The sequence below is a fragment of the Amycolatopsis tolypomycina genome (assembly GCF_900105945.1).
In the GTDB taxonomy this organism is placed as follows: domain Bacteria; phylum Actinomycetota; class Actinomycetes; order Mycobacteriales; family Pseudonocardiaceae; genus Amycolatopsis; species Amycolatopsis tolypomycina.
Map to the genome: position 1 here is coordinate 3,483,701 of NZ_FNSO01000004.1, position 19,863 is coordinate 3,503,563.

Below are 19,863 nucleotides of genomic sequence, written 5' to 3' on the forward strand. Positions count from 1 at the left end.
GAATCTCCTACGCGTCAAGGGGGCGGCCGAACCACCGCTCCAGGGCCGCGTGCAGGGCCTTGCGTTCGGTGTCGTCCGGCGCCGCGGAGCTCGTCGCCCAGGCGACGTAGCCGTCGGGGCGGATCAGCAGCGCGGTCGCGTCGGCCGCCGCGTGGCCGGAGACCAGGTCGACCCGGTCGGTCCAGCCGCGCAGCTCGTCGCCGAGCGAGCCGGTGAAGTCCAGCAGCAGCGGCCTGGCCGTCGTGGTCAGCTCGGCGAGCCGGGTGCCGTCGGCCAGCACGAGGTCGGGCGCCCAGCGGCCGTCGAGCGGGTGGTCGGTGCCCGGCTCGTAGCGGACGTCGGCCCCGGACATCAGGTCGGCGACGTGCTGCACCGCGCTCGGCAGCCGCAGCAGCTCGCCGAACAGGTCACGCAGCGCCGTGACGTCGCGGCCGGGCGCGAGGAGCGCCGACTGGGCCTGGGTGTGCATGACGACCCGCTCGGCGACCGGGCGGCGTTCGCTCTCGTAGGTGTCGAGCAGCCCGGCCGGCGCCCAGCCGCGCACGGTGGCGGCGAGCTTCCAGCCGAGCCCGGCGGCGTCCTGGAGGCCGAGGTTGAGACCGGGGCCGCCGACGGCGGAGTGGACGTGCGCCGCGTCGCCGACCAGCAGGACGCGGCCCTCGCGGAACCTCGCGGCCAGCCGGGTGTTGCGCCCGCGCAGCCGCCGCAGCAGGTGCGGCCCGTCGCCCTCGGGTTCGCCGAGGGGCAGGTCGAACCCGAGCACGCGCCGGACGCTCGCGCGCATGTCGTCGAGGGTCATCGGCGGCTCGTCGGCGCTCTCGGGAGCGTCGGCCCATTCCATCGTGCTGATCAGCGGGCCGGCGGGGAACGGCGCGTGGACGAACAGGCCGGTTTCGGTGCGGTAGTGGAAGAACGGCGGGATGACGCCGTGTCCCGGCACGTGCAGGCCACCCGAGTCCGGGTCGGTGAGCTCCGCGGGCACGGTGGCGTTCGCCGTGTGGGACAGGGTGCGGTCGTCGGTGACGCCGGGGAAGGCGATGCCGGCGAGCTTGCGGGTGACGCTGCGCCCGCCGTCGGCGCCGACGAGGTACCGGGCCGCGAGCCGGTACGGGCCGCCGGGACCGGTGACGTCGAGGGTGACGGAGCCGGCGTCCTGTGTGAGGCCGGTGAGCTCGTGGCCACGGTGGATCTCGACGCCGAGCTCGGTGGCGCGGTCCTCGAGCATCGCCGCGACGCGCCGCTGTGGTACGCCGAGGATGTGCAGGGGATTGCGTTCGGCGAGGGTGAGGTCCAGGCGCAGCGCGCCGAAGACGAACGCCGGCGCGGGCGGCGCGATCGGGCCGGCCAGCCGGTCGTGCAGGCCGCGGCGGTCGAGGAGGCGGACGACCTGGCCGACGAGGCCGTTGGCGCGGTTCTCGGTGGTGGGTTCGGGCAGCCGTTCCAGGACCAGCGGCCGGACGCCGGCGAGGGCGAGCTCGCAGGCGAGCATGAGGCCGTTGGGACCGGCACCGGCGATGACGACGTCTTCCATGGCGGACTCCCTTGTGGACTGTTTTCGGGCACGGCGAAGCAGCCCGGCGTGCGGGCGTGCTGCGGGGTGGCGTGGGGCTAGCGGGATTCGGGCAGGCCGGCGGCGAGCCGGCCGAAGACGTCCCGGAGGATGGCGTCGAGCGGCTGCGGCGGTTCGGCGGTCAGCAGCTGCTGGGTGACGACGTTGAGCGCGGCCCCGACGACGCCCGCGACCAGCTTCGGGTAGACGTCCCGGGTGGGGTCGGTGCCGGTGCGTTCGGCGACGGCGAGCGCGAACTCGGCTTCGGCGGCCGCGCCGGCCTTCTGGAACTCGCCCTGCAGCGCGGGTTCGGCGACCATCAGCCGCAGCCCTTCGAGCCAGCTCCGGTCGGCGGCCTGCCCGCCGGGCACCGGTTCGCCGAGCGCGTACCCGTCGAGCGCGGCCTGGGTGATGGCGTCCCAGATCGGTTCGCCGGCGGGACGTTCCCGCAGCGCGGCGGCGATCGCCCGGGCCCGGTCGTGGTGGCGGGCGACGATGGCTTCGCCCTTGCTGCCGAAGTAGTTGCTGAAGGTCCGGGTGGAGACCCCGGCTTCGGCGGCGATGTCTTCGATCCGGACGTTGGCGAAGCCGTGTTCGACGGTCAGCCGGATGGCCGCCCAGCTCAGCGCGATGCGCGTTTCCTGCTTCTTGCGCTCGCGAAGCCCGGCGCGGTCGGTGTCCATGGGACCACCGTACAGAACCTTGCAGAATCTGCAAAGTTGCTCAGTCGGCAAATTCTTTCGGCAACGATCGCCGAAATCGTGGCCGGGCGTCACACTGTTGTGTGACATCGGTCACCGGAGGTGTGCGAGCATGGTTCTGGGCGACAGGGGCGTCACTGGCCAGGTGACGCCGGACAGCAGGGTGCAGGTCCGGCGGGCGGCGCTGGCGAGCGCCGTCGGGACGACCATCGAGTGGTACGACTTCTTCCTCTACAACACCGCGGCGGCCTTGGTCTTCCCGCACCTGTTCTTCCCCGCCTCGAGCGCCTACGCCGGGGCCATGCAGTCGTTCGCGACCTACGCGGTCGGCTTCGCCGCGCGGCCGGTCGGCGCCGCCATCTTCGGGCACTGGGGTGACCGGATCGGGCGGAAGGCAACGCTGATCGTCACGCTGCTGCTGATGGGCATCTCCTCGGGCATCGTCGGGATCCTGCCCGGGACGTCGGCGATCGGCATCGCCGCGCCGCTGCTGCTGGTGCTGCTGCGGCTGGTGCAGGGCATCGCCATCGGCGGCGAGTGGAGCGGCTCGGTGCTGCTCGCCATGGAATGGGGTGACCAGCGCAAACGCGGCCTGCTCGGCAGTTTCGCGCAGATCGGCGTCCCGGTCGGGCTGGTGCTGGGCACCGGCGGGATGACGCTGCTGTCGGCGACGCTCTCCCCCGCCGCGTTCGACTCCTGGGGCTGGCGGATCCCGTTCCTGCTCAGCCTGGCACTCGTCGCGGTCGGCCTGGTGATCCGGCTGAAGATCCTCGAGACGCCGATGTTCGCGAAGCTGGTGCAGAACCGGCAGACCGCCCGCACGCCGGTGCTCGACGCGATCCGCCACCACTGGCGGGAAATCCTGCTCTCGGCAGGCGTGCGGTTCAGCGAGCAGATGCCGTTCTACCTGTTCACCAGCTACGTGCTGATCTACGTCGTGTCGCGGCCGGAGTTCAGCAAGACCTTCGTGCTCAACGCGGTCCTCGTCGGGGCGGCCTGCGAGCTGGCGCTGATCCCGCTGTTCTCGGCGCTGTCGGACACCTTCGGCCGCAAGCGGGTCTACCTGTGCGGGGCGGTGCTGACCGGGCTGATCGCCTTCCCGTACTTCACGATCCTCGCGCACGGCAGCCACGTGCTGGTGTTCGTCGCGGTCGTCGTGTCGTTCGTCCCGCACGCCCTGCAGTACGGCCCGCAGGCCGCGCTCATCGGCGAGAGCTTCCCGACGCACCTGCGGTACGGCGGCGCGGGCCTGGGCTACCAGCTGGCGTCGGTGTTCGCGGGCGGCCCGGCGCCGCTGCTGGCGACGTGGCTGCTGCACACGACCGGGACGCCGTACGCGATCTCCGGCTACATCATCGTGGCCGCGGTGGTCACCGTGGTCTGCGTGGTCGTCCTGAAGGACCGGTCCAAAGCGGACATCGACGACGTCACGGTCTACCGCCGGGCCTGAAGCGCCCCAATGTGGCGTTGGTTGCGTTCAACGCACCCAATGTGGCGTTCGGTGCGTCTGACGCACCGAACGCCACATTGGGGCGCTTGGGTCAGCGGCGCGGGCCACCGAACGGGGGCTGCTGCGGGAACGGGCCGCTGCCCGGGTTCTGCTGCTGCGGACCGCCGAACTGGCCCGGCGGCGGCGCCTGCGGCGGCTGGCCCTGCGGGTACTGGCCGCCCGGCGGCGGGCCGGCCGGGGCCTGCGGCTGGGGCAGGGCGGGCTGGCCGCTCTGCGGCGTCGGGGGCTGCTGCGGCGAAGGCACGGCCTCGGTGCCGCGGTCCTCGTCGGCCGCCGGCTCGGACTGCTGCTGGAGCGGGCGCGGGATCGACGGCCGCTCGGGCGGCGACGACGGCGCCCCGATGGCCGGGACCTCCTTGCGGGCCACGGCTTCCGCGGCGGCGACGGCTTCGGCGACCTTCGGGTCGCTCTTGGTCTCGAACCAGTCGGCGACCTCGTCGTCCTCGAGGTCGGGCTTGGCCGGGACGTCGTCCTCCTTCGGCGGCTCGTACCGGAACACGCCGTCGTCGCCCGGGGCGCCGAGGGCGCGCGCGAAGCCTTCGAGGGCCTTGCCGTAGTCGCTGGGGATCATCCAGACCTTGTTCGCGTCGCCCTGCGCCATCTGCGGCAGCGTCTGCAGGTACTGGTAGGCCAGCACCTCCGGGGTCGGGCGGCCGGCCTTGATCGCGGCGAACACCTTCTCGATCGCCTTCGCCTGGCCTTGGGCCTGCAGGTAGCGCGCGGCCCGCTCACCCTGGGCACGCAGGATGCGGGACTGCCGCTCGGCCTCGGCGGCGAGGATGGTCGCCTGCCGGGCACCTTCGGCGGCGAGGATCTGGCTCTGCTTCTGGCCTTCCGCGGTCTTGATCGCGGACTCCCGCTGGCCTTCGGCGGTGAGGATCATGGCGCGCTTCTCGCGGTCGGCGCGCATCTGCTTCTCCATCGAGTCCTGGATGGAGGGCGGCGGGTCGATCGCCTTCAGCTCGACGCGGGCGACGCGGATGCCCCAGCGGCCGGTGGCCTCGTCGAGCACGCCGCGCAGCTGGCTGTTGATGGAGTCGCGGGAGGTCAGGGTCTGCTCGAGGCTCATGCCACCGACCACGTTGCGCAGCGTGGTGGTGGTCAGCTGCTCGACACCGACGATGTAGTTGGAGATCTCGTACACCGCGGCGCGCGAGTCGGTGACCTGGAAGTACACGACGGTGTCGATCGAGACCGTCAGGTTGTCCTCGGTGATCACCGGCTGCGGCGGGAACGAGACGACCTGCTCGCGCAGGTCGATCCGGGCGCGCACCTTGTCCAGGAACGGCACGAGGATGTTGAGGCCGGGCGAGGCGACCGTGCGGAACCGGCCGAGCCGCTCGATCACGGCGGACTGCGCCTGCGGCACCACCATGACCGCCTTGGCTATCGTGATGATCACGAGCAAGGCCAAGGCTATGACCAGGCCGATCACAAATCCGGTCAAGAGAATTTCCCCTTACCTAGTACCATTCTTGCGCGGTTGACGGCGTTCCGGGCGCGGCGGGCGGGCTCACCGCGAGCTGCAGTTCCTTCGTGGTGACGCCCCAGCGGCCGGTCGTGTCGTGCAGCACCGTCCACACTGTACGGTGCAGGTCGCCGGGCGCGGTGACGGCGCGCTCGGCGGTGGTCAGGCCGGCTTCCTGCCGCAGCGCGGTGCGGGTCAGCTGTTCGATCGCGAGCGCCGGGCCGGCGATTTCGTAGGTGGCCAGGCGCGGGTCGGTGACGGCGAAGACGACCTCGAAGCCGATGAGGACCTCGTGCCCGTCGCCGGCTTCGACCGGGCGGGGCGGGGCCGAGAGGATCTGGTCACCGAGGTCGAACCGGGCGCGGACCCGGTCGGCGAACGGGAGCACGAAGTGGCGGCCGGGGCCGAGCACGGCGCGGAACCGCCCGCCGCGTTCGATCACCGCGGCGTGGCCCGCGCCGACGGTGACGAGGCCGAGGCTCACGGCTCGGCCGACACGACGGCGGTGGCGCCGGAGATCTCGACGACCGTGACCTGGGTGCCGGGGGCGATGGGCGGCAGGTGCTCCCCCATGCTGCGGGCCGACCAGACGTCGCCGCCCAGCTTCACCTGCCCCGCCTCGGCGTCCACTGTGGACAGGACGACGGCGCGGGCGCCGATCAGCGCTTCGATGCCCGTGTGGTGGACCGGCCCGGCCAGGAAGCGCCGCTTGAGCGCCGGGCGGACCAGCAGGAGCATGCCGACGGAGGCGACGGCGAACACGGCCACGTCGATGACCAGGTTGCCGGTGAGGACCTCGGCACCGGCGCCGAACAGCGCGGCGACGCCCAGCATGATCAGCACGAAGTCGCCGGAGACGACTTCGGCGATGATCAGGGCGATCCCGACGATCAACCAGACCAGTGCCCAAGACATGGCTTCATGCTCTCAGATCGCGCCGGTTCGCACCGGCGTGGTGACGGGACGTGACCTTCGCGTGACCTTGGACAAAACGGACATTCAGCCCTCTTCCGCCGGCTCGGTGACGAAGTCGATGAGCCGTTCCACGGCCCCGATGAGCGGGGTCTCGAGGTCGCGAAAACTGCTCACTCCGCTCAGGACACGCTGCCAGCCTTCGAATGGTTGCCCCCAGCCGAGCGCGTCGCAGATCCCCTGCTTCCACTCGGTCCCGCGCGGGATCTTCGGCCACGCCCGGATGCCGACCGCCTCGGGTCGCACGGCCTCCCAGACGTCGATGTACGGGTGGCCGGTGACCAGCACGTTCTCGTCGCGGACGGCGTCGACGAGCCGGGATTCCTTGCTGCCGGGCACGAGGTGGTCGACCAGGACGCCGAGGCGGCGGCCGGGGCCGGTGCCGAACTCGGCGATCCGGTCGGCGAGGACGTCGACACCGTCGAGGGGTTCGACGACGACGCCTTCTACGCGCAGGTCGTGACCCCAGACGCGTTCGACGAGCTCGGCGTCGTGCTTGCCTTCGACCCAGATGCGCGAGTCGCGGGCGACGCGGGCCTTGAGGCCTTCGACGCGCACGGAGCCGGACGCCGAGACCTGCCGGGCCGGCGCCTTGGCCGGCGCCCGGTACGGCACGAGCGTGACGGGTTTGCCTTCCAGGAGGAACCCGGCGGGCGCGAGCGGGAAGACGCGGTGACGGCCCTTGGCGTCTTCGAGGACGACGTTGCCGTACTCGATCTTCACCACGGCGCCGCAGTAGCCGCTGGCCGGGTCCTCGACGACCAGGCCGGGTTCGGCGGGGACCTCCGGCACCTTCTTGCGGCGCGGGCCGGCGAGCACGTCGTCATAGGAGTGGGAGCGCACGACCAGGCAACCTAGTGCGCCCGGCCGCTCAGCCGGGGCATGCCACGCCGGTCAGCGCGCCAGTTCCAGGACCGCGTCGGTGAACGGCGTCCGCTCACCGCGACGCAACGACGGGAGCGCGATCAGCGGGGCCATCGCGACGCACCAGGCGCGGACGCGGTCGGTGTCGAAGTCCGTGACGTGCGGGGCGAGGGCGGCGATGCCGTCGTCGAGGGTGCCGCCGGCCGCCATCGGGACGTAGACGAAGTCGATGGCGTCGAGGGCCGGGTCGCCGAGCCCGGGCCGCGGGTCGATGGCGACCGCGCCGCGGCCGGGGCCGGCGTCGAGGACGTTGGCCGGGTGCAGGTCGCCGTGGATGAGCGTGACCGGTCCGCTGGTGGCGAGTTCGAGAGCACGCTCACGCCCCTTGGCCAGGACCTCGGCGCTCATGTGCTCGGCGGCCGCGGACTCGCCACGACGGCGTTCGGAGAGGGCGAAGATGAACTCGATGCCCTCGGCCAGCCGCCGGAGCTCCCCACGTGGCTCGGCGGCGTGCAGCTGGTCGAGCAGCTCGCCGATCTCGGCCCACGGGACGTCGCGACCGGACAGCTCGGTGCCCGGGACCAGGCCTTCCAGCAGGATGGCGTTGGCGTCGAGGTCAGCGTCGAGGATCTGAACGACACGGGAGCACCCGGCCCACGCGCTCAGCCCGGTGAACTCCAGCCGGGCGACCTCGGGATCCGGAGTCAGCTTGAGGACGCGCACGTCGCCGCCGGGGCCGGTGCACAGCAACGTGCGGCCGGTGTTGCCAGGCCTCGCTTCGCGAACTTCGAGGCCCCACTTCGCGCTCAGCCGGGCCACCAGTTCCGGGAGGGTGTCGCACCAGGGTTCGGCCAGTTCCGCGCCGAAGCGGTCGACCAGCCGCGCGCGGGCGGCCTCGTCGACTAGAACAGCGGCCACGGGATGGCCCGCCAGTCGTCGCCCGGCTCGGGGAAGATGCCTTCGGCGAGCAGGACGTCGGTGCGGTCGGCCAGTGCCCGGATCTCGAACCGGGTGATGTGCTCGGCGAGGGTCTTGCCGAGGCCGCCGTCGATCTCCGAGCGCAGCTTGCGCAGCTTCTCAACCGTGTCCGGTGGCAGCGGCTCGCCGATCCAGCCCCACAGGACGGTCCGCAGCTTCGGGTCGGTGTGCAGGCAGATGCCGTGGTCGACGCCGTAGACGCGGCCGTCGACGCCGGGCAGGAGGTGGCCGCCCTTGCGGTCGGTGTTGTTGGCGACGATGTCGAGCACGGCGAGGTCGCGCAGGCCGGGGTGGTCGGCGTGGGCCAGCACCGCCGGCTCGCCGAACCGGTCCTGGGCGTTGAGGACCGGGCGCCAGCCGTCGGGGACGTCGGCGGGCGACAGGACCTCCACGAGGTCGTCTTCGGTGGTTTCGATCCACAGCTGGACCATGCCGGGGCCGAACGGGCCGTCGCGCAGGACCGTGGGCGGGATCGCGCCGATGCCGGCGGCGTCGGCGATGATCGCGGTGGCGACCTCGCGCCCGGCCAGGGTGCCGTCGGGGAAGTCCCACAGCGGCTTCTCCCCCGACACCGGCTTGTACACGACCCGGCCGGTGACGCCGTCGAGCTCGATGGCGCAGAAGAGGGTGACGTTGGAGGCGTCGACCAGCCGGCCTTCGACGTCGATGCGGCCGTGGGTGACGAGTTCGCGGGAGGCGGGGTCGGCCGGGGCGGGCGTCATGGTCAGTCTTCGCCCGCGTCCGTCTCGCGCCGGTAGCCGTTCTGCCGGGGGCAGATGTGCCCGGCCGGGTCGAGCGGCTCGGCGCACAGCGGGCACGGCTTGCGGCCGGCGTTGACGACGCGGTCGGCGCGCTCGGCGAAGGCGCGGGCGGCGGCCGGGCTGAGGAAGACGCGGACGGCGTCCGGGCCCTCCTCGGTGTCGTCGAGCACGACCGTTTCGTCGACCTCGCCCTCGGTGATGGCGAGCAGCTCGATGACGACCGCGCTGCTGTCGGCGTCCCAGCCGAGGCCCATGGTGCCGACGCGGAACTCCTCCTCCACCGGGACGGTGAGGGGGTCGAGGTCGACGAGGTCCTCGGGGGCGTCGTCGGGCACGTCGGCGCCGAACCGGCTGGCGACTTCCTCCAGCAGCGAGCTCAGCCGTTCCGCGAGGACGACGACCTGCTGCTTTTCGATGGTGACGCTGATGGTGCGCACGTCCTCCGACGCCTGGAGGTAGAACGTGCGATCGCCGGGCTCGCCGACGGTGCCGGCGACGAACCGATCCGGCTGGCGGAAGACGTGGATTACGCGAGACATAGCACTGACGACCCTAGGCCACCGGCGCATGATCGGCATCCGCCGCCCCATGGTTCGCGGGCCGCTAGCCTCGGGGGGTGTCTCGGATCTCCCCGTACGGAACCTGGTCCTCACCCATCACCGCCGCCGACGTGGCCGCCGCCGGCGGCGGCCCGCAGTGGCTCGACGTCGTCGGCGGAGAGGTGTGGTGGGCCGAGGCCAGACCCGGTGAACAGGGCCGGGTCGCGCTGGTCCGGGCGGTGCCGGGCGGGACCGAGGACGTCCTGGCCGCCCCGTGGAACGTCCGCAACCGGCTGCACGAGTACGGCGGCCGGCCGTGGGCGGTGGCCGGCGGGATCGTGGTGTTCACGCACTGGGCCGATCAGCGCGTGTACGCGCAGAGCGAAACCGGCGTGGTGCCGCTCACGCCGGCTCCGGCGGAACCCCAGAGCGTCCGCTACGGCGACCTGCGGGCCGGGCGGCCGGGTGAGGTGTGGGCGGTCCGGGAGCGCGGCACCGGGCCGCGGCCGGCCGACGTCGAGCGCGAACTGGTCGCGATCGCGGTGGACGGCGGCGGCGAGCGGGTCCTGGCCGCGAGCCACCGGTTCCTGACGGTGCCGAAGCTGTCGCCGGACGGGCGGCACGCGGCCTGGTTCGGCTGGGACCACCCGCTGATGCCGTGGGACGGCACCGAGCTGTGCGTGGCTCCCGTCGGCGAGGACGGCGCGTTCGGGCCGCACCGGGTGCCGGCCGGCGGCGCGGACGTCTCGGTGTGCCAGGTCGAGTGGGAGACGCCGGAGACGCTGCTGGCGCTCATGGACCCGGACGGCTGGTGGAACCTGCACCGCGTCGGCCTGGACGGGTCGGTGAAGAACCTGGCACCGGTCGAGCAGGAGCTGGGCGGGCCGCTGTGGAAGACGGGGTCGCGGTGGTTCGCGCCGCTGGGCGGCGGCCGGCACGCGGTGCTGTCCGCGGGCCGGCTGGCGGTGCTCGACGAGGCCGACGGCTCGGTGACGCCGCTGGCCGGCGAGCTGACGGCCTGGTCTTCGACAGGACTCGCGGTGTCGGGCGAAGACATCGTGGGCGTGGCCGGTGGCCCGGCGCGGGAGGCCGCGGTCGTGCGGGTCTCCCCGGGCGGCGCGGTGACGGACCTGACGCCGCAGCCGGAGCTGCCCTCGGCGTACCTGCCGGTGCCGCAGGAGCGGGTGTTCACCACGGCGGACGGCGAGACCGTGCCGGTGGTGCTGTACCCGCCGCGGAACCCGGACTTCGCCGCGCCCGATGGTGAGCGGCCGCCGCTGCTGGTCGACGTCCACGGCGGCCCGACCGGGCAGCACTTCGCCGAGCTGAACCTGGAGATCGCGTACTTCACCAGCCGCGGCATCGGCGTGGCGGCGGTGAACTACGGCGGGTCGACCGGGTTCGGCCGCGCCTACCGGGAGCGGCTGCGGGAGCAGTGGGGCGTGGTGGACGTCGCCGACTGCGTCGCGGTGGCCGAGGCGCTGGTGGCGGCCGGGCTGGCCGACGGCGACCGGCTGGCGATCAAGGGCGGCAGCGCGGGCGGGTTCACCGCGGCCGCGTCGCTGACGACGACGAAGACCTACCGGGCGGGCACGGTGATGTACCCGGTGCTGGACCTGGCCGGGTGGGTCGCGGACACGCACGACTTCGAGTCGCGCTACCTCGACGGGCTGGTCGGGCCGCTGCCCTCGGCGAAGCAACGGTACGTGGAGCGCTCGCCGCTGACGAACGTCGGGGAGCTGGCCGTGCCGGTGCTCTTCCAGCAAGGGCTGGAGGACCGGATCTGCCCGCCGGAGCAGGCCGACCGGCTGGTGGCCCGGCTGGCCGGGCGCGGGATCCCGTACGCCTACCAGCGGTTCGACGGCGAGCAGCACGGGTTCCGGCAGGCGGCGACGATCGTGGCGGCGCTGGAGGCGGAACTGTCGTTCTACGGCCAGGTGTTCGGGTTCGAGACGCCGGGTGTGGCGCGGCTGGAGCTGTCGCGGTGAGGCCGCCGCGGTTGCGGGCCGGGGACACGGTGGCGCTGGTGGCGCCGGCCGGGCCGGTGCCGGCGGACCTGCTGGAGAAGGCGCTGCCCGTGCTGCGCGGCTGGGGCGTCGAGGTGCGGGTCGGGCCGTGCGTGGGTGCCTCGCCCGGCTCGCCGCCGTACCTGTCCGCGCCGGACGAGGTGCGGGCGGCGGAGTTCATGGAGGCGTGGCTGGACCCGGGCGTGCGGTGCGTGCTGGCGGCCCGCGGCGGGTACGGCGTGCAGCGGATGCTGGACCTGGTGGACTGGGCGGCGCTGCGGGCGGCGGGCCCGAAGGTGCTGGCCGGATCGTCGGACATCACGGCGTTGCACCGGGCCGTGGGTGTCCACCTTGGACTGTCCACGATGTTCTCCCCGATGCCGGCGAGCGTGCTGTTCGACGACTTCGCGGTCGAGCACCTGCGGCGGTCGCTGTTCGAGCCGGAGCACACCCTGGTGGTCCGCGGCGGGTCGGCGATCGTGCCGGGCCGGGCGTCGGGGGTGGTGACGGGCGGCAACCTGTCGCTGCTGGCGGCGGGCATCGGCACGCCGGAGCACGGGTCGGCACGGGACGCGATCGTGCTGCTGGAGGACGTGACGGAGAGCGTATACCGGCTGGACCGGATGCTGACGCAGCTGTTGCGCAGCGGCTGGTTCGCCGGGGTGCGCGGGATCGTGCTGGGCTCGTGGGCGGCGTGCGGCGACCCGGCGGAGGTGCGGGCCCTGATGGTGGAGCGGCTGGGGCCGCTGGGGGTGCCGCTGGTGGAGGAGTTCGGGTTCGGGCACGTGGCGTCGTCGCCGACGCTGCCGCTGGGAGTGCCGGTGACGCTGGACGCGGACCTGGGGACGCTGACGTTCGACGCGCCGGCCCTGACGTGACCCCCGAAGAGGCACGGGACCGGTTCGCCGCCGCGCGGGTCGCGCGGCTGGCGACGGTCTCGGCCGAGGGGGTGCCGCACCTGGTCCCGGTGACGTTCGCGGTCCGGGGCGATCAGGTGGTGTTCGCGGTGGACCACAAACCGAAGTCCACGACGGCCCTGCGCCGGCTGGCGAACATCGAGTCGAACCCGGCGGTGTGCTTCCTGGCGGACGGCTACGACGAGGACTGGTCACGGCTGTGGTGGGTCCGGGCCGACGGGGTCGCGCGGGTGCTGCCTGCGGGGTCCGAGCCGGTGGAATGGCTGGTGGCGAAGTACGAGCAGTACGCCGCGCGACCGCCGGAGCACGCCGTGGTGGTCACGGACGTGCACCGGTGGAGCGGCTGGGCGGGGAGCTAGTCGCGGAGGAACTTCTCCGGGCGCCGCCAGGCGTCGATGATGCCCAGCGGGTCCGGGCGCAGCAGGGACGCCGCCGCGTACAGGCTGGCCAGCACGACCCCGGCGATGAACCACCAGTCGTACAGCGCCTGCTCGCCCGTCGGGTAGTACACCAGCGTCACGAACACCGACACCGCCACCACCAGGGCGAGGTGCCGCGGCTGCCACTTGAACGCCGACAGGAGCACGAAACCCCAGGTCAGGTACCACGGCAGCGTCGGCGGCATGAGGATCGCCACCGCCAGCAGCGAGATCCCGGCCCGGTAGACCGCTTCCGTGCCGCCGCCGCGGGCGAGCCACCACTGGCGGACGCCGAAGCCGATCAGCAGGAGCATGCCTGCCGCGCGGGCGACCGTCACGAACGGGGAGACCTGGACGTCCACGATCAGGTGAACGAGGTTGTAGAAGACCTCGCCGATGCCGGTCGGGATGTTCAGCCAGTTCGCGATGAGCTGCGGGGCCTTGAGCCCGGACCACCAGCCGAGGTTGAGCGAGCCGAGGGAGATCCACGTGCCCGCGACGAACACCGGCAGGAACAGGCCCACCGAGGCCGCGCCGGCGCGCAGGAAGTTGCGGACCTTCGACTCGCCGGTGAGGTGGTTGGCCCACATCCAGACGATGAACGGCAGCGCGATCGCCGCGGTGGGCTTGATCAGCATGCCGATCGTGACCAGGACGACCGCGAGCACGTGCTTGCGTTCCAGGGCGGCGAGGACGCCGATGGTGAGGAACGCGAGCATCATCAGGTCGTTGTGCGGGCCGCCGAAGAGGTGGATCACCATCATCGGGCTGGCCACCGCGAGCCACAGCGCGACCGGGAGCTTGCCGCCGAGGTGCTTGACCAGTCGTGGCAGTGCCCACAGCGTCCCCGCGAGGCCGACCAGCAGCACGAGGCGCATGAGGATGACGCCGAGGATCATGTTGTCGCCGGTGGTGGCGACCACGCCCTTGGAGATCAGCAGGAACAGCGGTCCGTACGGGGCCGGGGTGGTCTGCCAGAGCGGGTGGACGTTCTGCACCACGTTCGGCAGCACGTCGAGCTCGGCCGGGCCGTTGGCATACGGGTCGAGCCCGTAGAGCAGCTGGGCGCCCTGGCCGAGGTAGGAGAAGACGTCGCGGGTGAACAGCGGCGGCGACACCAGCAGCGGCGCCATCCAGCAGCCGGCGGCGATCAGGACGGGCCGGCTGCCGACGCGGCCGAGCAGCACGTAGCGGCCGAGCCGGACCCAGGCCCACACGACCAGGCCGAAGCCGGTGTAGAGGACGACGTTGGCGAGCATCCGCCCGTGGCCGTAGCGGACCCAGGAGAGCGGGCCGTGGCCGAGCACGGGGTCGGAGATCAGGATCCCGCCGGCGCCGAGGGCGGCGATCATCAGCAGCGTGCTGCCGACGGTGCCCATCGCGATCGTGCGGTAGGGGAATCGCGAAGGCACGCGGAGCCGCTCGGCCAGTCCGGTCGAGGGCGTCTGTGCGGGGTCGGTGGTGGTCGCCATTTCCGTTCGGAGGTTACACAACGCGCTCGTGCGGAGTTCCCGCAGTGCCGGTTTTCCTTGCCGGCCGCCGGGCGAGGGACGTCATGAAAGAGTCGTTCATGTCATCCGACGTCATGAACGACTCTTTCATGACGTCCGTGGAACGGCGGGCGGTCAGGTTTCCACGGTCCGGCGCTGGGCGGTGCCGCCGGGCAGGGCGGCCAGCAGAGACTTCGTGTACTCGTGCTGCGGGTCGAGCAGCACCTGCTCCACGGTCCCGGTTTCGACGAGCTCGCCGCGGTACATCACGGCGACGCGGTCGGCGATGTTCCAGGCCAGGCCCAGGTCGTGGGTGATCACCAGCGCCGCTAGGCCGAGTTCGCGCCGCAGCCGCAGCAGCAGGGCCAGGATTTCGCCGCGGACGGACGCGTCCAGCGACGCCACTGGCTCGTCGGCCACCACCACCGACGGCTCCAGCGCGAGTGCCCCGGCGATGACGACGCGCTGGCGCTGGCCGCCGGAGAGCTGGTGCGGGAGCCGGTCGGCGTACTTCTCCGCCGGCCGCAGCTCGGCGGCTTCCAGTGCCCGGTGGACGACGGCGCGCTCGTCGGCGAGCTGGTGGATCCGCGGCCCTTCGGCGACGGCCTCGTACACCGTGTGGGCCGGGTTCAACGCACTCGTCGGGTCCTGCAGGACGAGCTGCACCTGACGGCGGTAGGCCTTGAGCCCGGCGCCCCCGGTCGGCACCGGGTTCCCGGCGTAGCGGACCACGCCGGAGTCGGGTTTCTGCAGGCCGAGCAGGGTGCGGGCCAACGTGGTCTTGCCGGAGCCGGACTGGCCGACCAGGGCGACGATCTCGTCGCGGGCCACGGTGAGGTCGACGCCGGCGACGGCGTGGATCCGCTTGCCGGTGCGGTCGCGGAAGGACACGCGCAGGTTCTCCGCGGCCAGCAGCGGCTCCCCCGCCACCCGGTCCGCGGGCTCCGGGGGCAGCGGGGTGCTGGTGGCGGGCGCGAAGCGGGACACCGGGTCGCCGACGGTCGGGAACGCCGCGGCCAGCGCCCGGGTGTGCTCGTGGCGAGGCGAGCCCATCACCTCGGCGCTGGGGCCTTCTTCGACGATCTGCCCGTCGTACATGACGGCGATGCGTTCGCAGGTGTCGGCGAGCACGGACAGGTCGTGGCTGATCATGATCAGCCCGATCCCCTGTTCGGCGACCAGCCGCGAGAGCAGCGCGAGGACCTGGGCCTGGACGATGACGTCGAGGGCGGTGGTCGGTTCGTCGGCGATGATCAGCCGGGGCGAGCAGGCCAGTGCCATGGCGATCATGACGCGCTGCTTCTGCCCGCCGGACAGCTCGTACGGGTAGGCGCCGGCCCGGCTCGGGGGCAGGTCGACCTGGGTGAGCAGTTCGGCGACGCGCGCGTTGACCTGCGTGTCGGTGAGCGGCTTGCCCGAGGGCGGGTGCAGCCGCAGGGGTTCGGCGATCTGCTCGCCGATCCTGCGGACCGGGTTGAGGGCGTGCATGGCGCCCTGGAACACCACCGACGCCTCGGCCCAGCGGACCGCGCGCAGCCGTCCCCACTTCATGGTGGTGACGTCTTCGCCGTCGAGGAGGATCTCGCCGGCGATCTTGGCGGTGCGCGGCAGCAGCCGCAGCACGCTCATCGCGACGGTGGACTTGCCGGAGCCGGATTCGCCGGCGACGCCGAGGGTGCCGCCGGGGTCGAGGGTGAGGCCGACGCCGCGGACGGCGGGGACCTCCTTGTCCCCCACCGCGTAGGTGACGTTCAGGTCGGTGAGCTGCAGCAGCGGGGTGGTCACTTCTTCAACCTCGGGTTGAACACGGTCTCCAGGCCCCGGCCGACCAGGGTGAAGAAGAGGACGACGAGGACGATGGCGATGCCCGGCGGGAGCACGTTCCACCAGGCGCCGCGGCTGATGGCGCCGTTGTTGAGCGCGTTCTCCAGCACCAGGCCCCAGGTGATGGAGTTGGGGTCGCCGACGCCGAGGAACGACAGGGTCGCGTCGGCGATGACGGCGTTGCCGACGACGAGGGTGGTGTTGGCCAGCACCAGCGGCATCACGCCGGGCAGGACGTGCCTGCCGATGATGTGCAGGTGGCCACCGCCGAGGGCGTGGGCGCGCTCGATGTAGGGACGGCTCTCGATGGTGAGGGTCTGGGCCCGGACGAGCCGGGCGGTGCTGGGCCAGGCGGTGAAGCCGATGGCGAGGATGATCGTCCCGACGCCCTTGGGCAGCACCGCCGAGAGCGCGATGGCGAGGATCAGCGAGGGCAGGACCAGGAAGAAGTCGGTGAACCGCAGCAGGGTCGCCGACACCCAGCCGCCGAAGTGGGCGGCGGTGATGCCGATCAGGGTGCCGATGACGACCGACAGCAGGGCGGCGGAGAACCCGACGAGCAGGGAGATCCGGGTGCCCCAGACGGTCATCAGCAGCACCGAGCGGCCGAAGTTGTCGGTGCCGAGCCAGAAGTCGGCGCTCGGCGGGGACAGCGGTGCCCCGGTGGCCTTGGTGACGTCGAGGCCGGTCTCGTCGCTGATCAGCGGCAGGAGCAGGGCGACGAGCACGGTGGCGGCGAGCAGGACGAGCCCGGTGAGCGCGGCCCGCTGGGCGGCGAACTCGCGCCAGGTCCTGGCCAGTGACGCGCGGCGGCGGCTCCAGGCGATCTGCCGCGGGGTCTCGGCGGTGGTCATGAGGTACGCACCCTCGGGTCGAGCACGCGGTAGAGCAGTTCCGCGAGCAGGTTCATCAGCACCACCGCGCCCGCCAGCACGGTGAACACGCCCTGCAGCACCGGCAGGTCGGGGCCGTGCAGGGCGTCGTAGGTGAGCTGGCCGAGGCCGGGCCAGCTGAACACGGCCTCGACGGTGACCGCGCCGGCCAGCACCGAGCCGAACTGCATGAACACCAGCGTGGTGGTGGGCAGCAGGGCGTTGGGGACGGCGTGGCGGCGGCGGACGAGGTCGTCGCGCAGCCCCTTGGCGCGGGCGGTGGTGAGGTAGTCGGCGTTCATCTCCCCCAGCAGCGACGACCGCATGATCAGCATGTACTGGGCGTAGAACACCGCCAGCAGCGTCACGCACGGCAGCACCAGGTGGTGCAGGACGTCGAGGGTCTGGGAGAGGACATCGGGCGCGGCGTCCGGGGAGTGCATGCCGCGGCTGGGGAACAGGCCGCCGGTCGCCACGAGCAGCATCAGGCCGAGCCAGAACTGCGGGACCGACCAGAGCGTCAGGGCGAGCCCGGTCTGGCTGCGGTCGAAGAAGCTGTCGCGGCGCCAGGCGGCGCGGATGCCCAGCCACAGCCCGAGGACGACGGCGAGCAAGGTGGCGCTGCCGACGAGCAGGATGGTCGGCCAGAGGCGTTCGCCGATCATGTCGGCGACCGGGCGGCCGTTGTTGAGCAGCCGGGACTCGCCGAGGTCGCCGTGCAGCAGGTTCCAGAAGTAGGTGCCGAACTGGACGAGGACGGGCTTGTCGACGCCCATCTTCTCGCGCAGCTCGGCGATCTGCTGGGGGCTGGTGGGGTGGTCGCGGGTCATGGCGGCGACCGGGTCGCCGGGCAGCATCCGGAAGAGGAAGAAGAACAGCACGATCACCAGCACGATGCTGATCAGCGCTTCGACGATCTTGGTGAGCACGAACCGGGCCGTGCCGGTCCCGCCGCGGTGCTCGTCGGGGTCGACGAGCACCGCGGCCTGGTCGGGGGTGGTCATGTCTTACTCGCGGTCCTCTGACGTCTTGCCACGGCGGCCCAGTGCGATGCCGCCGCCGACCAGGACGACCACGACGACCGCGCCGATGACGATCCACAGCACGGTGTTGCCGCTGCCGGAATCGGCCGTGTTCGTGGTGCCGGCCGGGGTGGCGCCGTAGACGCCCCAGTAGCCGGTCTGCTCGAGGATGGCGCCCTTGGGCTGCGGCTGGGTGGTGAAGCCGGCGAACTTGTCGGAGCGGTAGGCCTCGAGGGCGTTCTGGTAGTCGAGCACGATCGTCGGGAACTGGCTGTAGAGCCGGGCCTGTGCCTGCTTGACGTACTCGGCGCGCTTGGTGTCGTCGGTTTCGGTGAGCTGCTTCTTGTAGAGCTCGTCGTAGGCGGCGTCGCAGAAGAAGGTGTCGGTGCTGCCGCCCTTGCCGTCCGGGGCGGGCCGGGCGCCGCAGGTGTGCAGCGAGAGGGCGTAGTCCGGGTCGGGGTTGGTGCCGTAGCCGCCGATGGCGAGGTCGTACTTGCCGGCCTGGGTGCGGTCGGACAGTTCGTCGTCGGAGACGAGGTCCTGCTTGACGGTGATGCCGATGTCCTTGAGCCAGCCGGTGACGTACTGGGCGACGCCCTGGTCGTAGCTGCGGTTGGCGTGCCCGGTCAGGCGCAGTTCGAGCTTGGCGCCGCCGGGGGCGGTGCGGACGCCGTCGGGGCCCTTCCGGTAGCCGGCCTGTTCGAGGGTGGTGTTGGCGGCGGCGAGGTCGAACTTGACCTTCTCGCTGTCGCTGGGGTCCCAGTGGTAGTCGGCGTAGATGGCGGGCACGACGCCGCCGCCGACCTGGCCGAGGCCCTTGAGGACCTTGTCGACGATGGCCTGGGTGTCCACCGCCTGGGTGATGGCCTTGCGGACGTTGATGTCCTTGAGGACCGGGTTGCCGTCGCCGATCGGGTTGTTCGCGTTGTCGGTGACGCCGAAGTTGATCGACAGCTCGTCGTAACGGCGGCCGGGGGCGGCGTTGGTGGTGATGCCCTGCTGGCCCTTCAACGCTTCGAACTGGTTGGGGTTGAGCCGGTTGATGACGTCGACTTCGCCCTGCTTGAGCGCGTTGACGGCGGCTTCGGTGTCCTTGAACACCAGCAGCTGCAGTTCGTCGATCTTCGGAGCGCCGCGCCAGTAGCCCTTGTTGGCCTTGAACTTGACGTACTCGTTCGGCTTGTACTCGGTGAGCTGGAACGGGCCGTCGGAGACGCCGGAAACGGCGAGGGTGTCGGTCGAGGGGTCCTTGAGGTCCTTGATCGGTGCCCAGATGTGCTCCGGCACGATCGGCACGTCGAGCAGGTTCATGTTGACCTGCACGGCCTTGGTCTTGATGACGAGCGTGGTGTCGTCGGGTGCGGTGACCGTCTCGAAGTTGGCAACGTAGTTGCCGTTGGCGGTGCGGGCGTTCTCGTCGGTGAGCATGCGGTTGAAGGTGAAGGCCGCGTCCTTGGCGGTCACCGGCTTGCCGTCGCTCCACTTGACGCCGCTGCGGATCTTGAAGGTCCAGGTCAGCTTGTCCGCCGACGGGGTCCACGACTCGGCGAGCGCGGGCGAGGCTTCGGCCTTCTCCGCGTTCGGGATGGTCAGGAACTCGAAGGTGAACCGGCCGATCTGGGTCGAAGCCGAGAGCGCCGCGGTGAACGGGTTGAGGTGGTCGATGCCGGTGGTGAGCGCGACCCGCAGCACCTTGCCCTGCTGGGCCTGGGCGGGTACGGCGAGCGGGATCGCCGCCAGTGTCGCGGCCGCGAAGACCGCGCCCACGCGGGCGAAACGCCCGGATCTACGTTGGAACTGCACCGAAACCACCCCATCGTTCGCTTGTGAACCTCCCCAAGGACGAGAAGTAACCACATATCGGGACAACCGCGCAATATGTTGCCGCCTCGGCGACTGCCCGATCGTTATCGATCGCTTGATCGTCACGCTGAGTGACATCGGGCAGTGGGGGCGTTCCGCGTCCGGGCG

At 71.9% G+C, this 19,863-nt stretch carries 18 protein-coding genes; 4 read left to right on the forward strand and 14 right to left on the reverse strand.

Annotated features, from left to right (window positions below; all coding sequences use genetic code 11):
- Positions 1-7: 7 nt before the first annotated feature.
- Entirely contained in the window at positions 8-1,531 is a 1,524-nt protein-coding gene (locus tag BLW76_RS26020; protein WP_091311868.1) for an FAD-dependent monooxygenase, read from the reverse strand.
- A gap of 77 nt (positions 1,532-1,608) precedes the next feature.
- A complete protein-coding gene (locus BLW76_RS26025; protein WP_091311871.1) occupies positions 1,609-2,232 on the reverse strand; it encodes a TetR/AcrR family transcriptional regulator in 624 nt (207 codons plus the stop codon).
- A 130-nt stretch (positions 2,233-2,362) separates the two neighbouring features.
- Here BLW76_RS26025 and BLW76_RS26030 point away from each other — a divergent pair, with 130 nt between their 5' ends.
- Complete coding sequence (locus BLW76_RS26030; RefSeq protein WP_091311874.1) at positions 2,363-3,700, forward strand: MFS transporter; 1,338 nt, start codon at positions 2,363-2,365, stop codon at positions 3,698-3,700.
- 91 nt (positions 3,701-3,791) lie between these two features.
- Here BLW76_RS26030 and BLW76_RS26035 read toward each other — a convergent pair whose 3' ends face one another.
- The 7 genes from BLW76_RS26035 to BLW76_RS26065 form a co-directional block, all read right to left on the reverse strand.
- Entirely contained in the window at positions 3,792-5,135 is a 1,344-nt protein-coding gene (locus BLW76_RS26035) for an SPFH domain-containing protein (RefSeq protein WP_425266058.1), read from the reverse strand.
- An 88-nt stretch (positions 5,136-5,223) separates the two neighbouring features.
- A complete protein-coding gene (locus tag BLW76_RS26040) occupies positions 5,224-5,712 on the reverse strand; it encodes an SPFH domain-containing protein (protein WP_091311879.1) in 489 nt (162 codons plus the stop codon).
- Positions 5,709-6,143 carry an NfeD family protein gene (locus BLW76_RS26045; protein WP_091311882.1) on the reverse strand — a complete coding sequence of 145 codons (435 nt, stop codon included), beginning with the start codon at positions 6,141-6,143 and terminating at the stop codon, positions 5,709-5,711. Before BLW76_RS26045 ends, BLW76_RS26040 begins: the two co-directional genes overlap by 4 nt.
- Positions 6,144-6,227: 84 nt before the next feature.
- Positions 6,228-7,043: a DUF3097 domain-containing protein gene (locus BLW76_RS26050; RefSeq protein WP_091311885.1), complete on the reverse strand. Its 816-nt coding sequence runs from the start codon at positions 7,041-7,043 to the stop codon at positions 6,228-6,230.
- A 51-nt stretch (positions 7,044-7,094) separates the two neighbouring features.
- Complete coding sequence (locus tag BLW76_RS26055; RefSeq protein ID WP_091311888.1) at positions 7,095-7,982, reverse strand: aminoglycoside phosphotransferase family protein; 888 nt, start codon at positions 7,980-7,982, stop codon at positions 7,095-7,097.
- The gene (locus BLW76_RS26060; protein ID WP_091311890.1) at positions 7,967-8,764 is read right to left on the reverse strand and encodes an SCO1664 family protein; all 798 of its coding nucleotides are present in this window, start codon (positions 8,762-8,764) and stop codon (positions 7,967-7,969) included. The genes BLW76_RS26055 and BLW76_RS26060 overlap by 16 nt, the downstream gene beginning before the upstream one ends.
- Positions 8,765-8,766: 2 nt before the next feature.
- Entirely contained in the window at positions 8,767-9,342 is a 576-nt protein-coding gene (locus BLW76_RS26065) for a DUF3090 domain-containing protein (protein ID WP_091311892.1), read from the reverse strand.
- Between the two features lie 77 nt (positions 9,343-9,419).
- Here BLW76_RS26065 and BLW76_RS26070 point away from each other — a divergent pair, with 77 nt between their 5' ends.
- From BLW76_RS26070 to BLW76_RS26080, 3 genes are read left to right on the forward strand one after another with little or no spacing between them, the layout of a single operon-like run.
- On the forward strand, positions 9,420-11,330 hold the full coding sequence (locus tag BLW76_RS26070; protein WP_091311895.1) for an alpha/beta hydrolase family protein: 1,911 nt from the start codon (positions 9,420-9,422) through the stop codon (positions 11,328-11,330).
- Positions 11,327-12,226: a S66 peptidase family protein gene (locus BLW76_RS26075; protein WP_091311897.1), complete on the forward strand. Its 900-nt coding sequence runs from the start codon at positions 11,327-11,329 to the stop codon at positions 12,224-12,226. The genes BLW76_RS26070 and BLW76_RS26075 overlap by 4 nt, the downstream gene beginning before the upstream one ends.
- Positions 12,223-12,624, forward strand: a complete 402-nt coding sequence (locus BLW76_RS26080; protein WP_091311899.1) for a TIGR03668 family PPOX class F420-dependent oxidoreductase — start codon at positions 12,223-12,225, stop codon at positions 12,622-12,624. Before BLW76_RS26075 ends, BLW76_RS26080 begins: the two co-directional genes overlap by 4 nt.
- On the opposite strand, the gene mptB is transcribed toward BLW76_RS26080, so the two are convergent.
- The 5 genes from mptB to BLW76_RS26105 form a co-directional block, all read right to left on the reverse strand.
- On the reverse strand, positions 12,621-14,156 hold the full coding sequence (gene mptB, locus BLW76_RS26085) for a polyprenol phosphomannose-dependent alpha 1,6 mannosyltransferase MptB (RefSeq protein ID WP_091311901.1): 1,536 nt from the start codon (positions 14,154-14,156) through the stop codon (positions 12,621-12,623). The genes BLW76_RS26080 and mptB overlap by 4 nt on opposite strands.
- 153 nt (positions 14,157-14,309) lie before the next feature.
- Positions 14,310-15,959 (reverse strand): nickel ABC transporter ATP-binding protein NikE, encoded by a 1,650-nt coding sequence (nikE, locus tag BLW76_RS26090; RefSeq protein WP_091311903.1) that lies wholly within the window; start codon positions 15,957-15,959, stop codon positions 14,310-14,312.
- Complete coding sequence (locus BLW76_RS26095; RefSeq protein WP_091311907.1) at positions 15,956-16,852, reverse strand: ABC transporter permease; 897 nt, start codon at positions 16,850-16,852, stop codon at positions 15,956-15,958. The genes nikE and BLW76_RS26095 overlap by 4 nt, the downstream gene beginning before the upstream one ends.
- Entirely contained in the window at positions 16,849-17,874 is a 1,026-nt protein-coding gene (locus BLW76_RS26100) for an ABC transporter permease (RefSeq protein WP_091311909.1), read from the reverse strand. Before BLW76_RS26100 ends, BLW76_RS26095 begins: the two co-directional genes overlap by 4 nt.
- Positions 17,875-17,877: 3 nt before the next feature.
- Positions 17,878-19,659 (reverse strand): ABC transporter substrate-binding protein, encoded by a 1,782-nt coding sequence (locus BLW76_RS26105; protein WP_167385013.1) that lies wholly within the window; start codon positions 19,657-19,659, stop codon positions 17,878-17,880.
- Positions 19,660-19,863: the final 204 nt, after the last annotated feature.